Below are 15658 nucleotides of genomic sequence, written 5' to 3' on the forward strand. Positions count from 1 at the left end.
AAGATCATGCAACGACAACTTTTTCATACGAACCTGAGGCGCGCGACCATGGTCGGGCTTCTCCTGCTTGCTGCGGCCTGCCAGCGCAAGCTGGTCGAAAACCCACAGTCCATCCTCACTCCGGCGTTTTTCAAAACGGCCCAGGGTTTCCAAACGGGGCTGGACGCGGCGTATGCCGGGAACCGGAACATCTGGGGCCCGGTGGATTACGCCACCATGAGCGTGCCGGGTACGGATGAATTCATCACCGGCAACGACGGGAACAACGACATCAACAAATACAACAGCAACTATACGTCTTCCACGGGGACCTTGTCCAATGTATGGACGCCCTGCTATACGTATATCAATACCTGTAACGGGCTTGTCGACAACGCGGTTTCGGTGACGGGACTGGACACCGCCACGCGCAACGAGATGGTGGGTGAGGCCAGGTTCCTCCGGGCGAACTACTACTTCCTCCTGGTCCAGCAATGGGGGAACATCACGCTGAACGAGCACTTTCAAAGTACCCCGACGACGTCGGCTGCGCAGTCTCCGATGGCAGACGTGTATGCCTTTATCATTCAGGACCTGAGGGCCGCCATAGCGGTGCTCCCGCCCAGTCCCCAGACGACGGGTGTCCTGGCGGGCAAGGCGACCAAGGCGGCCGCCATGCACCTCCTCTCCAAGGTGTACCTGACCCGGGGGTGGTCGCCTGCCGCCCAGGCGGGGGACTTTACCCATGCCTTCCAGGTCGCGGACAGCGTCATCCACGTCCTGGGACCCGCTAATGGGGTATACCTGCTCCAGGACTTTGGCCAGGTATATGCGGAGGGCAACGAAGCCAACAACGAAGTACTTTGGTCCGTGCAACACACCACCAACCTTGCCTACAACGGGTCCGCGACCCAGAACAACAGCGGACCGGACAACCTGTATTGTCACTTCTGGGTGCCGAAATACGAAGTGGAGCCGGGTATGCAGCGCAGCACCCTGTACGGGCGCCCCTATATCCGCTGGGTGCCTACGCTGTGGCTCATGGATACCGCCTTTGCGGACAAGGTCAACGACACCCGCTATGCGAAGAGCTTTCAAAACCTTTGGTTGTGCAACTTTGCGGGTTCGATCCCGGTCTGGACGAGTCCTTTGCCACCCGGGGCGCCGGCGAACGCCGTGGTGGGCCAGCCCAAGTTTACCCTGAACGACACCGCGATCTTTATGCCCGGGTACGACGTCAGCAACGCGCAGATCGCCGCTTCCCGCTACCTGCTGATTCCGCCCCGGAAATATTCCATCGCCTTGTCTCCCGCCATGACCAAGTATTTTGACATCAACCGCTCCAATATGAATGCGCCTTCCATCCGGCCGATTATCATCTACCGGCTCGCAGAGACCTACCTGATTGCCGCGGAGGCCTTGTTGATGAGCGGACAGGCCGCCGCGGCGGTGCCTTATATCAACGCGATCCGGGAGCGCGCGGCCTATCCCACGGGGAATGCCGCGGCCATGGACATCACGGCCGGACAGGTGACCCTGGACTTTATCCTGGACGAACGCGCCCGGGAATTGTGCGGGGAGGTCACGCGCTGGGAAGACCTGCGGCGGACGCGGACCCTTTTGCAACGCGTCCAGTTGCATAATTCGGATGGAAGGTTTACTATTACGGCAAGGGATACCCTCCGGCCCATCCCCCAGGTACAGATAGACGCAACGATCACCGGGCCCGCGTATACCCAGAATCCAGGTTGGTAAACCCTTAGGGCGCCACAGGCGCCGCTCAACTAAACGAACAATATGAAGCACTTTTTCGTCATTCTTTTTTGCATGACGGCCGTCCCGGCTCCGGCGGCCACAAAGGCTCCGGCGGGCGGCGTCTACAACATCCGCGACTTTGGCGCCAAAGGCGACGGCGTCACGCTGGAAACCAAGGCCATCGACAAGGCCATTGACGCGGCGGCGGCCGCGGGGGGAGGAACGGTATTTTTCCCTGCGGGCCACTACCTATCCTTTACGATCCACCTGCAAAGCAACGTATCTCTTTACCTCGACCAGGGCGCCGTCCTGATCGGCGCGGAGAGCAAGGAGGGCGCGGGGTATGACGCCCCGGAACCCAATACGGCCTATGACGCCTACCAGGATTTCGGGCACAACCACTGGAAGAACAGCCTGATCTGCGGCGAGTACGTACACGATATTTCCATCCTCGGCCAGGGGATGATCTGGGGGCGGGGGCTGATCCGGAACGCGTCTTCCAAAACACCGTCCGGTATCGGGAACAAGGCCATCGGTCTCAAATGGTGCCGGAACGTGACGATCCAGGACATATCGATCCTGCACGGGGGACACTTCGCCATCCTGGCCACCGGGGTGGACAACCTTTCGATCCGGAACCTGAAGATCGACACCGACCGGGACGGAATGGACATCGACTGTTGTAAAAACGTGCGCGTGTCGGATTGTTATGTGAACTCTCCCTTTGACGACGGGATATGTTTAAAAAGCTCCTTTGGTCTCGGGTTGGCACGGTCCACGGAAAACGTGACCGTCACCAACTGCCAGGTGAGCGGGTATGACATGGGTACGCTGCTGGACGGCACCTTTCAACGCACCTACAGCAAGTACTCGGACGGGAGCCCCACGGGCCGTATCAAGATGGGGACCGAGTCCAACGGCGGCTTTAAAAACGTCACCATTTCCAATTGCGTTTTTGACTACTGCCGGGGGCTGGCCCTGGAAACCGTGGATGGGGCGCTCTTAGAGGACGTGACCATTTCCAATATCACCATGAGGGACGTCACCAATGCCCCCCTCTTTATCCGGCTGGGGGAACGCATGCGCGGTCCCGATACGATACCGGTGGGCGTTTGCCGGCGGATCATCCTCAGCAATATCGTCGTGTACAATGCCGACCCCCGGCATGGGTGTATCATCAGCGGCGTCCCGGGTCACCCGATCGAGGGATTGCGCATGAGCGACATTCATCTGTACTATAGGGGCGGTGGCACAAAAGATATGGCGGCCCGGGTCGTACCGGAATACGAGAAGGATTATCCCGAACCCTACCGGTTTGGATCCATGCCGGCGTACGGGTTCTTTATCCGTCACGTAAAGGACCTGCACCTCCATGACCTGGAGATCAGGTATGCCACAGACGACCAGCGGCCGCCTTTTTACATGGAAGACGTGACCGGGGCAGAGCTGCACCACGTGCAGGTGCAAAAGGCCGACGGCGCTCCGTGCCTCGTGCTGCGGCAGGTGTCGGATCTGAGTCTGGAACGGGTGCAACACGTAAAAGATGCGGTGATCGCTTCGGCGGACCGGCAGGATCTCTAATAACATCATGATGCTACTGACAAGTGTAATGCTCAGCGCCGCACTGGCGCAAACGCCCGCGCCTCCGCGAACGCCCGCGCCGTTGGATTCCACGGAAGCGGCGATCCGGAAGGTGGCGGACCATATCGTCGCCGGGACGAGCTTTCAATACGTGAATACAAAGACCGGGGTTAAGGTGGGCTCCACGGCAGGGTTGGCGCCTTCACCGGACGTCAAGGCCGAAAGCCGGTACAACAAATGGGTTTATCCCGACGGGGTGTTGGCGGTGGGCATGGTGGAAGCAGCCTCGATATTGAAGGACGCGACCTATTCCGACTACGCGCGTAAGAATTACCGGTTTATTTTCGACAACATCGATTACTTCCGGAAGGGATACGAAGCTGGGGAAAAAAAGGTGGAATTCGGACCTTTCTTCCGTATGAGTGCCCTGGACGACTGCGGGTCCATGGCGGCGGGGTTGCTGGACGTGTATGCCTTTGACCAGAGGGTGGATTATATGGCCTACCTGAAAAGGGCGGCCGATTATATTATGAACCGGCAGCTCAAATTACCCGACAGTACGCTTTGCCGGGATCATCCGCGCGCCCTGACGATCTGGGCGGACGACCTGTATATGAGCGTCCCTTTTCTGGCTCGTATGGGCAAGCTGACGGGGGATCCCCGGTATGTCGACTTTGCCATCCACCAGGTGGAGCAGTTTAACCATTACCTTTTTGACCCGGCCACCGGGCTATACTTCCATTGTTATTATTCCGACATGGGTGTCAACGGCGTGGTGCACTGGGGCAGGGCCAACGGCTGGCTGGCTATGGCACAGGCGATGCTGATCGACCACCTGCCGAAGAATCATCCCAAAAAGGCGGAACTGATCGGATTCCTGCTCCGGCAGGTTATCGGGTTTTCACGCTACCAGGACAATGCGACCGGGCTTTGGCACCAGGTCCTGGACAAACCGGACGCCTACCTGGAGACCTCGGTCTCGGCGATGTTTGCCTACACGGTCGCCAAAGCTGTCAATGAAGGCTGGATCCATCCGCGTTACCTGAGCATCGCCCGGGATGCCTGGGGCGGTTTGCTGAGCCGGATCACACCCGGGGGGGAACTCCAGGATGTGTGTATCGGCACCAACATCGAAGACGACATCCGGTTTTATTACAACAGGCCGAAGGAAACCGACGACTTGCACGGGTTGGGGCCTTTGCTGCTGGCGGGTTCGGAAATCCTCCGGGCGGAGCGGGCCCCCAAACCCGCTGCCCGGACCGGTGCCCCTGCCCTGGGGTATGGAACCTCCGTGGCTGCCCAGTTGCCCGCGCCCTATACGACCGCCTCCGTCCACCACAACAGCAAGGTCGTCGGGTGGCCGGAGGGCATGATGCCCCGGGCGCCCGAAGGCTTTACCGTGACAAAATACGCCGATCATTTGCGGAACCCGCGCTGGTTTTATGTCCTCCCCAACGGAGACGTGCTGGTGTCCGAGTCCGCTACCAATAAAAAGCGAAGCGCGGATGATATCCTTCTTCTCCGTGATACCAACCACGATGGGATTCCTGACGTCAGGGAGGTCTTTATGAGCGGGCTTCACCAGCCCCTGGGGATGCTCCTCCTGAACGGGTGGTTTTATGTGGGCAACACCGACGGGGTGTACCGCTATCCTTATAAAGACGGACAGTTGCACATTGCGGGCGATGGTCAGAAGATACTGGACCTGCCCGCGGGCGGGTATAACAACCACTGGACCCGGAACCTGATCGCCAGCCCCGACGGGTCGAAGATTTATGTATCGGTGGGGTCGGGGAGCAACAATGCAGAACACGGGATGGAGCACGAGAACCGGCGCGCGGACATCCTCGTGATCAACCCGGACGGGAGCGGAGAACGTGTTTTTGCATCGGGTATCCGCAACCCCGTGGGGATGGATTGGGCGCCGGGCACCCAAACGCTGTGGACAGCCGTCAACGAGCGCGACAGCCTGGGGGACGACCTGGTGCCGGACTACTTCACCCACGTGGAGGACGGTGGATTTTACGGCTGGCCCTATGCGTATTTCGGCCCCCACGAAGACCCTCGCCTGGCCGGTCAACGACCGGACCTTGTGGCCAGGACCCTGGTGCCCGACGTGTCGCTGGGTGCGCACACGGCTTCCCTGGGACTTGCTTTTTATACCGCAAAGGCGTTCCCCTCCAAATACCGGGGCGGTGCCTTTATCGGGCAACACGGATCATGGAACCGGTCGGTGTTTTCCGGGTACCGCGTGGTGTTCGTGCCTTTTACCGGCGGCAAACCGGGGATCCCCGAGGACTTCCTGACCGGGTTTATCAAGGACGAGGCGACGAGTGAGGCCTATGGCCGTCCCGTGGGCGTGGCGGTACTTCCTGATGGGTCCCTGCTGGTGGCCGATGACGAGGGGAATACATTGTGGAGGGTGGTCTATGGGGGGTAGGTACCTGTTGGTGCTTTTGGGCTTGTGTTCGACAGGCTACGGACAGCGCTGGTCCATCCAGCCCGACGGGAGTATCCTGTGGGCGATAGGGGCCGGATTGCCCCACGCAGACCATATCGAGATGAGCGGTGAGCAGGTTTCGATGTGGGTGCAATACGAGGTCGACAGCGCCCGGACACCACACGTATCGGCGACGATGGTTTTCCCCGCCTTCCGGTTGCAACCCAACAAAACGTCTTCTGCCATGATGTATACCGTCCGGGACGAAGACCTGCCCCGTATCCTTGTGAACGGACAACCCTGGAAGGCTGGGGTGTATAACGGGTCCGTCACCCATGGTATCAAAGACGAGGCCGTGTCGGTCCGTCAAAAGGGGATCATGGACATCGACAGCCGCTGGGGCGCAGGGCTGTCGGTGCACCGCCTGTTGTTCCCGTCCGCGGTGAACGCGCTGGCGCTGGAAAAATTTGTTTTTACCAATGTCTCCAAGCAATCGTTGACTATAGAAATGGAGCACATGGACATGGAGGTGCGCCCGTCCCCCGAAAGGGCGATCGACGGGCCCCTCCGGTTCATGGTGTTGTCGCTGGGCGATGGGGTGCAGACGCTCCGGCCGGGGGATTCGGCGGTGTTTTGGTGTTGTTTCCGCGCGGTGCGCGGGGGTGGCGCTGCTCCGGGGGCCGCCGTGGTTTCCGGTGTTGCCGCGGAGGGCCCGCGCGCCACAGTGGACCCCGTCGCGGAGGAAGACGGCCGCCGTGCACGGGTCTCCGCACTCTCGAACTTGCTGCGCCTGGAGACGCCGGATACCCTGCTCAATACGGCGTTTGCCTTTGCCAAACTGCGGGCAACCGAAAGCATATTCAAAACGCGCGGAGGCTATGTCCACAGCCCCGGCGGCCTGCGCTATTACGCCGCGATCTGGGCCAACGACCAGGCGGAATATGTGGGGCCGTTCCTGGCATTTTTGGGCGACTCTTTGGGTGTCCGGGCGACCATGACCGCGTTTCGCTGGTTCGCCCGGTATATGAATCCGGACTACCAACCCATCCCCAGCTCCATCATCGCCGAAGGCGAGGGAACCTGGCATGGCGCGGGTGACCGGGGCGACATGGCCATGATCGCCTATGGGGTGGGACGGGTGGCGCTCACCTGCGGCGACCCTGATTCCGCGCGGGTGCTTTGGCCGTTGATCCGGTGGTGCCTGGAATACCTGAGACGGAAGGTCAATGCTTCTGGCGTCGTGCGTTCCCACAGCGATGAGCTCGAAGGACGGTTTCCATCGGGGGACGCCAACCTGAATACCAGTTGCCTGTATTACGATGCGCTGCGGTCGGCGGCGATGCTGGCCCGGGCATTCGGCGTACCGGATGTGTATTCCCACCGGGCGGATACGTTGTTACGGAACATTCACGCCTTTTTCGACGCCCGGGTACAAGGGTACGACACCTATCGCTACTATGACGGAGACACGCTCCTGCGGGCCTGGATCGCCACCCCCCTGGTGATGGGTATCCCGGGCAGGGTAGGGGGAACCATCGACGCGCTTTTTTCTCCGCAACTGTGGACGGCGGACGGGCTGGCTTCTCAGGCAGGTGACCGGACTTTTTGGGACAGGGCGACGTTGTATGCGCTTCGCGGGGTGCTGGCCGCGGGGGAAATGGGGCGCGGGATGGAATACCTGGAATATTATACGCAAAGACGGTTGCTGGGGGAACACGTGCCCTATCCCGTCGAAGCCTATCCCGAGGGGAATCAGCGGCACCTGTCCGCGGAAAGCGGGCTGTATTGCCGGATCTTTACGGAGGGGCTGTTTGGGATCCGGCCTACCGGCTGGCATCGTTTTCAATGTACGCCCCGGTTGCCCGCGGGCTGGGAGCGCATGGCGTTGAGGGAGGTGCACGCCTTTGGGCGGGTTTTTGATCTGGAAGTGGAGCGGGCGGGACCCGCCAAGCTCGCGGTCCGCCTGCGGATCGACGGAAAAACAAAAACTTATATACTCCGCGAAGGAGATACGATTAACTTAGACACATGAAAACCATTTCCATACGCCTGCTTTTGACCCTATGCCTGGCCGCCGGCGCCCTGGGCCTCCACGCCCAGGATACCACCGCTTCTTATTGGACGAGGCACAAGGCGGAGACGTGGGTGCATAAGGGAGAGTGGCGGAAAGGCCTCACCGGGGTGAACCCCCACGCCTCCGTCAACCCCGTGGATTTTGCCCTTCAGTATCACCGCAACCCTGTTCTTTGGGACAAGGTTTTTGCGTGGATCCGGACCAACGACCTCCAGGCCATCGCTCCCGGCAAATACCCGATCGACGGAGACAATGCCTGGGCCATCGTGACACAGGGGCCTACCAAGGCGATGGATACCGTCAAATGGGAATCCCACCGGCAATACATCGATGTACACTATGTCATCAGCGGCAAGGAGCGGATCGGGGTGGCTTCCCTGGACAACGCAACGGTGACCGAACCGTTTACGGATAAGAGCGATAATGCGCATTATACAGTAGAGGGAACTTTTTACACGGCAGAACCCGGCATCTTTTTCCTGTTTTTCCCCCATGATGTACATCGTCCCGGGATCATCGCGGACGGTAGCCCCACGGACAAGAAACTGGTGATCAAGATCCGGGTGAGCCCATGACTTGCATGCCTTGCTTATGAAGAGAACGTCTGAACACACCATTAAGGACATCGCCGAAGCGCTGGGGCTTTCCCCTTCCACGGTATCACGGGCGCTCCAGGACTATCCGCATACCAGCCAGGCCACTAAGGCGAGGGTTCGGGAGGTGGTGGAAAAAATGGGCTACCGCCACAACGCCGTTGCGGCTTCTTTGCGCAACAACAAGTCCAGGACCATCGGGTTGATCATCCCCCGGATCTCCATGTACTTCCATGCCGAGGTCGTGACCGTGATCCAAAACAAGCTTCACGAGAGCGGGTACCACCTGATGATCTGCCAGTCCAACGACCAACCGGACCTGGAAAAGGAGCTGGTCAACGCGTTGTACAGCGCGCGGGTGGACGGCCTGATCGTCGCCACCACATCTACGACGACGGACTTTACCTATTTCGATATTTTCCGGAAAAACCATATCCCCCTGGTGTTTTATGACCGTGTACCCAAGGACTATCCCTCGCACAAAATTTCAGGCGACGAATACCAGGGAGGCCTGGAGGCGACCCTTCACCTTCTGGAACATGGGTGCCGGCGGATCGCCCACATTGGGGGGCCGCTGACCAGCAACATCTACCGGGACCGGTATATGGGTTACCTGGCCGCCCACGAGCGGTACAAGGTGGCGCCCGACCCCGACCTGCTTTTTTTCCACGAGCTGACAAAGGATAACGCCCTGAAAACCGGGAAGGCGCTCCTGGCCAGGAAGCATCCACCCGACGCCATTTTTGCCTGTAATGATACCACGGCCATCGCCTTGTTGGGCTATGCCCGGGAGATCGGCCTGGATGTGCCGGGGGACCTCAAGCTGGTGGGTTATTCCAACGACCCCCGTACCGAGATCATCACACCCTCTATCACGACCGTGGAACAGTTTCCGCGTCAGATCGGGGAGAAAGCAGCGCAACTGATATTGGATCTGATCGGCGATAAACAGAAGCCTGTAAAGGGTTACATCAATTTGAGCCACCCGATAGAACTAATTAGGAGAAACAGTTCGTAAAAATTTATTAACTTGTTCTGCAAACGATTGCAGGTTTTCTTAAAACTTGTCTATATGAGACCCCGTTATATCAAAATGTCTAACGACGCCGCTCACTCTTTCAGCGTCCGGCAAGACAGGGAGCCTTATATCAACAACTACTGGCATTACCACCCCGAGATCGAGCTCATCCACTTTCAAGATGGGCACGGGATGCAATTCATCGGGGACAGCGTGCGCCCCTTTAGCCCCGGGGATGTCATCCTGGTGGGGTCACAGCTCCCGCATTACTGGCGCTTCGACGAGCGGTATTTTGACAAAGATGCCCATGCAGACGTCCGGGTAGCGCACTTCTGCGACAACTTTTGGGGCGCCCATTTTTTGGACCTGCCGGAAAACCGTCCGCTGAAACATATTCTCGAACAGGCCAAAAGAGGCTTGCAGGTATTGGGCCCCGAGCGCGACGCGGTGGCCTATCTTTTGCAAAAGATGGTGTATGGCGACGGCGCCAAAAGGATCATCTACCTGATAGAGGCCCTGACCCTGATCGCCGACAGCCACCAGACCCAGGTGCTCTCGTCCGTCGGTTTCCGGCAAGACATCTATTCCACGGAAGACGAACGCCTCAAGGCTATTTACGCGTATACGATGGAGCACTTCAAACGCAAGATCCCTTTGGAAGAAATTGCCGAGGTGGCCTGCATCAGTCCGCATTCCTTCTGCCGGTATTTCAAATCCAGCACGCGTAAAACCTATTCCCAGTTCCTTATGGAAGTAAAGGTCGGGCATGCCTGCCGGCTGCTGATTGAAAACCGGCAAAGCATCAAACAGCTTTGTTTCGAAAGCGGGTTTAATAATTTCACGAGCTTCCACAAATATTTCAAACGCATCACAGGCAAGAGTCCGCTCCACTACCAGCGGGAGTATGTGGCTAAACAGCCGGAGTATGCGTAGACGCACAGCGGCGATGTTTTTTTGCGCGGTGGCGCTGGTGGGCGCGGCGGCCGCCGCTTCTGCCCGGCCGGCCGAACGGCCCGCACCCGCTCAGCCCGGCGAACGGCCCGCGGCCGCGCAACCCGCCCCGGGCTTCGCACCCATCCGCATCGAAACCACGCACGTCGCGCTGGTATTTACCGTTGGCGCCGACGGCAGCCTGTATCAAAGCTGGCTGGGTCCGCGCCTGGCGGACACGGCCGAATATGCCGCCGGCCCGGCGCCCCGGCACGAAGCCTTTATCGGTGCGGGTTTGAGCGACCTTGCGGAACCCGCCATAACGGTGACGCATGCCGACGGGAATCCTTCCCTGGACCTCCGCTATGTGCGCCATGAGGTGACCGGCAACGAAACGGTGATCTATCTGAAAGACTCCGTGTATCCTTTTACCGTGGCGCTGCACTTCAAAACTTTCGCCGATCAGGACGTCACCGAAACCTGGACGGAGATCCGGCATTCGGAGAAAAAGGTGGTCACCATAGAGGAGGTGGCATCGTCAGTGCTACACTTCGACGGACCCGGATACCACCTCACGGAATTCCACGGCGGCTATGCCTCGGAAATGCAGATGGAGGAAAGCCCGCTGGAGAATGGTGTCCGCATCCTCGACAGCAAGCTGGGCACCCGGCCGGATATGTACCAGGCGCCGTTTTTTATGCTTTCCCTGGATGGCCCGGCCCGTGAAGAGAATGGACCGGTCCTGGCCGGAACCCTGGCCTGGACGGGTAATTTCCGGTTCCTTTTCGACGTGGACGAGCGGCATAGTTTGCGGGTCGTGTCGGGGATCAATCCATACCGGTCGCCGGTGACGCTCGAACCGGGTCGCGCGTTTACCACCCCGCCTTTTATTTTTACTTACACGACGAACGGTAAAGGACAGGCGAGCCGGAACCTGCATCATTGGGCGGCGCGCTATGGCATCATGGATGGGGACCAGCCGAGGCTGACCCCGCTTAACAACTGGGAAGCCACGCATACCGGCTTTGATGAGCAAAAGCTGGTCGGGCTTTTTGACGGGGCCGTACGGCTTGGGCTGGACCTGTTCCTGCTGGACGACGGCTGGTTTGGGGATAAGTATCCCCGTGACAACGACAAGGCGGGGCTGGGAGACTGGATGGAAAACCCACGGAAGCTGCCCGACGGGTTGGGGTACCTGGTGCGCGAGGCGGATAAAAAAGGCCTGCGTTTTGGCATCTGGCTGGAACCGGAAATGGTCAACCCGGCCAGCGAACTGTATCACGCGCACCCCGACTGGATCCTGCGGCTCCCCAACAGGCCGGAGCAATACCAGCGCAACCAACTGGTGCTGGACCTTTGTAATCCTGCCGTCCAGGAATACGTTTACCACGTCGTACACGACCTCCTCCAAAGGGATACGGGGATAGCTTATATCAAATGGGATTGCAACCGGCCGATGACCGACGCGTGGTCGCCCTTCTTAGGGGAGCACCAGGGGAGCTTGTATATCGACTATACCCATGGTTTTTACAACGTCCTGGCGCGGCTGCGTAAAGAATACCCGCACCTGCCCATGATGTTGTGTGCGGGGGGAGGCGGGAGGACCGACTACGGGGCGCTCCGGTATTTTACCGAATTTTGGCCCAGCGACAATACCGACGCCCTGGAGCGGGTGTTTATACAGTGGGGGTATTCCTGCTTTTTCCCTGCATTTTCGATCTGCGCCCATGTCACGTCCATGGGTCGGGAGTCCCTGAAGTTCCGGACAGATGTGGCGATGATGGACAAGCTGGGATACGATATTCAGGTGGACCGTTTGACGCCGGAGGAGTTGACGTTTAGCGCGAACGCGGTGCGAACATACCGGCGGTTAAGCCCGTTGATCGGGTGGGGGGATCTGTACCGGCTGGTGTCTCCCTATGAAGAACACCGGGCGGCACTGATGTACGTGGACAGCACGCGCACCCATGCGGTGGTCTTTGCGTACACGCTTCAAACGCGTCACCAGGAGTTTTTTTACAGGGTACCGCTTCGCGGCCTGGACCCTTCGGGGCGGTATCGCGTTAAGGAGATCAATCTTGCCCCCGGTACCCATTCGGTGAATCCGGACGACGACAAGGTATTCAGCGGCGACTTTTTGATGAAGGCCGGTCTGCAGTTGACGCCGGGCCGCATCAACCCGGCGACGAGCTGGGTATATGACATCACAACGGAAAATGACTAACACGATGCATAAATTATTCTCCACCCTCGCGGCCGGCGCCCTTCTCGTGGCGGGATCGGCGGTGCAGGCCCAGATCGTGACCCTGGACTATTATTTCAACAATGAATGGCACCGGGACAAGAATGGGGATTCCGTCCGGTACCACTATACCTGGGAAGACAAGGCCAACAGCGGTTTTTCGAAGATCGGGGACGTTTTCACGGCCCACGGGTTCACCCTGTCGAGCCTACCGGTGGCGCCTACCGTGGAAAACCTCCGGCGTACCTCGGTCTACATCATCGTGGACCCGGATACAAAGTCCGAAAGTCCTGATCCCCACTTTATCTCCCCGGAGGACGTAGATGTGCTCAAAAATTGGGTCCGATCAGGCGGCGTCCTGATCCTCATGGGCAACGACAAGGGGAATGCGGAGTTTGAACACTTCAACACCCTGGCCACCGTTTTTGGCATACGCTTCAACGAAGACTGTGTCAACCATGTCATCGGTAAAAACCACGACCCGGGGAAGATCCCCATGCCCGGCGGTGATTCGATTTTCAAGACCCCGCTGCTGTTGTACATGAAAGACGTCAGCAGCCTCCATGTAGATCCTCCCGCGACCGCGGCCATCTTGCACGGAGACACCGTGCTGGCGGCCACCGCCCGCTACGGGAGGGGCACCGTCTTTGCGGTGGGGGACCCCTGGATCTACAACGAATACATTGACAACCACAACCTGTCCCCGGAATTCCAGAACACCCAGGGGGCCGAGGCCTGGGTAAGCTGGATCCGCACCCGTGTCCCGGGGGTGGATGACCCGGCGGACAAGGCGCGTCCGGGGACCCACCACCTGCAAAAGCTTTGGGAGACCGACACCGTGGTACAGACGCCCGAGTCGGTTTTGCCCGATCTGAAAAACCATATACTCTACGTCTCCGAAATAGGCTATGGTAGTCCTGACGACTTTGATGGCAATGGTGGCGTGGCCAAGATCGGGACAGACGGGAAGGTCATCGACCTGCACTGGGTCACCGGTCTGAATTCCCCCAAAGGGCTTGGCCGCTATGGGAACACCCTCTATGCCGCCGACCTCACCGACGTGGCGGTGATCGACATCCCCACGGGTCGGGTCATCAAGACGATCCCCGTCGAAGGGGCCAAAATGCTCAACGACATCACCGTGGACGACAAGGGCGTTGTCTATGTATCCGATACCCGGACCGCCAAGATCCACCGCATCGATCCGGACGGCACCGTCACGACCTGGCTCACAGACATGAAGGGCGCCAACGGGCTAAAGGCCATCGGCCAGGACCTCTATATCCTGTCCGGTCCCGATTTCCTAAAGGCCGGCCCGGACAAACACCTTACCCGCCTGGCGCTTTTGGACCACGGGGGGGACGGCCTGGAACCCCTGTCGGGGGGCGACTGGCTGGCCACGGCCTGGAACGGGTATGTGTACTATGTTTATGCCGACGGGCACGTGGAGCTGTTGCTGGATACCCACCTGATCAAAAAGAATACGGCGGATATCGGGTATGATCCGGCGCAACGGATCGTCTTTGTGCCTTCGTTTTTTGGGAAGACGATAGCGGCGTATCGGTTGGACTAGAGAAGCCCCAGGATAAAAAACACCAGCCCCAGCGCTGACACGCCCATGCTGATCCACCAAAGCGGCTTTCGCCGGGTTAGGATCGCAATGGCGGAGATGGCGATGGCGATCTGGAACATGGTGACCGCACGGGCGAGGACGCTGTGTCTTTCGAGGTGTTCGTGGGAGGCGTCTTCCGCTTCTTTTGCCTGTTTCTGGCTCTCGCCCTGGTCGTGTTTGTAGTGGGCGATGGCGCTGTCGGTGGCGGGACCTGCGGGGGCCAGGGAACGGATCTCGGCCTTGATGCCTTTGGCCTGGTAGTAGGCCCACTGGTCGGAGGCCTTGATCTGCTCGATCAGAGCCTCGTCGGAATGGTGACCCGCCAGGAGGCTGGCCAGGGCGGCGAGCACGGCCATGAGGGCGGTCGAGATGGCAATGTACATGGAGCTTTTCTTCTCCTGTTTTTCCAGCGCCTCTTCAACGCCTTCTTCGATGGCTTCGTGCAGGTGTTCGGTGGGGACTTCCATTTCTTCCATGGGGGCAAGATAGGTTTTTTCTTGCGGCCGCGAGCCGCGGCGGCCGCTGCAAGGGTCGCTACTCGACCCCCGACACGGTCATCGGCAGGACATATATCCCCTTTGAAGCGGTGATAAAGAGGGTCCTTTTGTCCGCGCCCCCGAAACAAAGATTGGCGGTCCACCCCTCGGGGATGGGAATGTGCGCGATGCGTTTGCCCTCGGGGGAAAAGACGGTCACCCCGCGCCCGGTCAGGTAGAGGTCGCCCCGCTCGTCGAGGGTGATCCCGTCGGAGCCCATGGAGACGAAAAGGCGCCTGTCGGTCAGATGACCGTCCGGCTGGATGGTGAAAATGTATGTTTTTCCATCCTGGATGTCTGCGATATACAGGTGCTTACCGTCCGGAGTGCCGACGATCCCGTTGGGTTTGACCAGGCTGCTGTCGACAACGAAGGGATGATGTGCCCCCGGGGCCAGGTAGTAGGTGCACTGTTGTGGAAGATCGGGTTGGCTGCGGTTCCAGTAAGGCCGCTGGTAATAAGGGTCGGTGAAATAAATACCGCCCCGGGTGTCTATCCAAAGGTCATTGGGCCCATTGAGGCGATGCCCGTCGAGATCGTGTACGAGGACCCGGACCTTTTTATGTGGGCTGATGGACCAGAGCTCATCGATTTCGTCGGCACAGGACACGAGGTTGCCGTGGGCGTCGAAGTACATACCGTTGGAGCGGCCGGCGCTGTCCATAAAAAGGGAGAGCCGTCCGTGCGTATCGTATTCCCAAATCCGGTTGTTGGGCTGGTCGGTGAAGAAGACGTTTCCGTGCTTGTCTACGGAGGCGCCTTCGGTGAAGTCAAAGGTACGGGCGACCAGGCGGGGTGTAGCGCCGGGCACGACAAGACCGGCGCTGTCCATGAGGGGCTCCTGGGCGCGGACACAGACGGGGAACAACAAAAGCCAAACAACGCGATGCATATACAT

11 protein-coding genes are annotated in these 15658 nt (G+C 59.3%); 9 read left to right on the forward strand and 2 right to left on the reverse strand.

The window, feature by feature from the left end; all coding sequences use genetic code 11:
- The first annotated feature begins 6 nt into the window (after positions 1-6).
- Genes EDB95_RS10520 through EDB95_RS27510 form a run of 9 tightly spaced genes read left to right on the forward strand, consistent with a single transcriptional unit; the run spans position 7 to position 14185 of the window.
- Positions 7-1734: a RagB/SusD family nutrient uptake outer membrane protein gene (locus EDB95_RS10520; RefSeq protein WP_246073591.1), complete on the forward strand. Its 1728-nt coding sequence runs from the start codon at positions 7-9 to the stop codon at positions 1732-1734.
- 42 nt (positions 1735-1776) lie between these two features.
- Positions 1777-3315: a rhamnogalacturonidase gene (locus EDB95_RS10525; RefSeq protein WP_133993368.1), complete on the forward strand. Its 1539-nt coding sequence runs from the start codon at positions 1777-1779 to the stop codon at positions 3313-3315.
- A 7-nt stretch (positions 3316-3322) separates the two neighbouring features.
- Positions 3323-5755 carry a glycoside hydrolase family 88 protein gene (locus EDB95_RS10530; RefSeq protein ID WP_133993370.1) on the forward strand — a complete coding sequence of 811 codons (2433 nt, stop codon included), beginning with the start codon at positions 3323-3325 and terminating at the stop codon, positions 5753-5755.
- Positions 5745-7787, forward strand: a complete 2043-nt coding sequence (locus tag EDB95_RS10535; RefSeq protein ID WP_133993372.1) for a glucosidase family protein — start codon at positions 5745-5747, stop codon at positions 7785-7787. The genes EDB95_RS10530 and EDB95_RS10535 overlap by 11 nt, the downstream gene beginning before the upstream one ends.
- A complete protein-coding gene (locus EDB95_RS10540; RefSeq protein WP_133993374.1) occupies positions 7784-8404 on the forward strand; it encodes a YhcH/YjgK/YiaL family protein in 621 nt (206 codons plus the stop codon). Before EDB95_RS10535 ends, EDB95_RS10540 begins: the two co-directional genes overlap by 4 nt.
- Positions 8405-8420: 16 nt before the next feature.
- Positions 8421-9440 (forward strand): LacI family DNA-binding transcriptional regulator, encoded by a 1020-nt coding sequence (locus EDB95_RS10545; protein ID WP_133993377.1) that lies wholly within the window; start codon positions 8421-8423, stop codon positions 9438-9440.
- Between the two features lie 54 nt (positions 9441-9494).
- Complete coding sequence (locus EDB95_RS10550; RefSeq protein ID WP_133993379.1) at positions 9495-10373, forward strand: AraC family transcriptional regulator; 879 nt, start codon at positions 9495-9497, stop codon at positions 10371-10373.
- Positions 10366-12594 carry an alpha-galactosidase gene (locus tag EDB95_RS10555; RefSeq protein WP_246073593.1) on the forward strand — a complete coding sequence of 743 codons (2229 nt, stop codon included), beginning with the start codon at positions 10366-10368 and terminating at the stop codon, positions 12592-12594. The genes EDB95_RS10550 and EDB95_RS10555 overlap by 8 nt, the downstream gene beginning before the upstream one ends.
- A 4-nt stretch (positions 12595-12598) precedes the next feature.
- Positions 12599-14185 (forward strand): hypothetical protein, encoded by a 1587-nt coding sequence (locus tag EDB95_RS27510; RefSeq protein ID WP_211352073.1) that lies wholly within the window; start codon positions 12599-12601, stop codon positions 14183-14185.
- Here EDB95_RS27510 and EDB95_RS10565 read toward each other — a convergent pair.
- Both EDB95_RS10565 and EDB95_RS10570 read right to left on the reverse strand, forming a co-directional pair.
- The gene (locus tag EDB95_RS10565) at positions 14182-14700 is read right to left on the reverse strand and encodes a DUF4337 family protein (RefSeq protein WP_133993381.1); all 519 of its coding nucleotides are present in this window, start codon (positions 14698-14700) and stop codon (positions 14182-14184) included. The two genes, EDB95_RS27510 and EDB95_RS10565, sit on opposite strands and share 4 nt — an antisense overlap.
- Positions 14701-14758: 58 nt before the next feature.
- Complete coding sequence (locus EDB95_RS10570) at positions 14759-15652, reverse strand: SMP-30/gluconolactonase/LRE family protein (RefSeq protein ID WP_246073595.1); 894 nt, start codon at positions 15650-15652, stop codon at positions 14759-14761.
- Positions 15653-15658 lie beyond the last annotated feature (6 nt).

The sequence above is a fragment of the Dinghuibacter silviterrae genome, assembly GCF_004366355.1.
In the GTDB taxonomy this organism is placed as follows: Bacteria; Bacteroidota; Bacteroidia; order Chitinophagales; family Chitinophagaceae; genus Dinghuibacter; species Dinghuibacter silviterrae.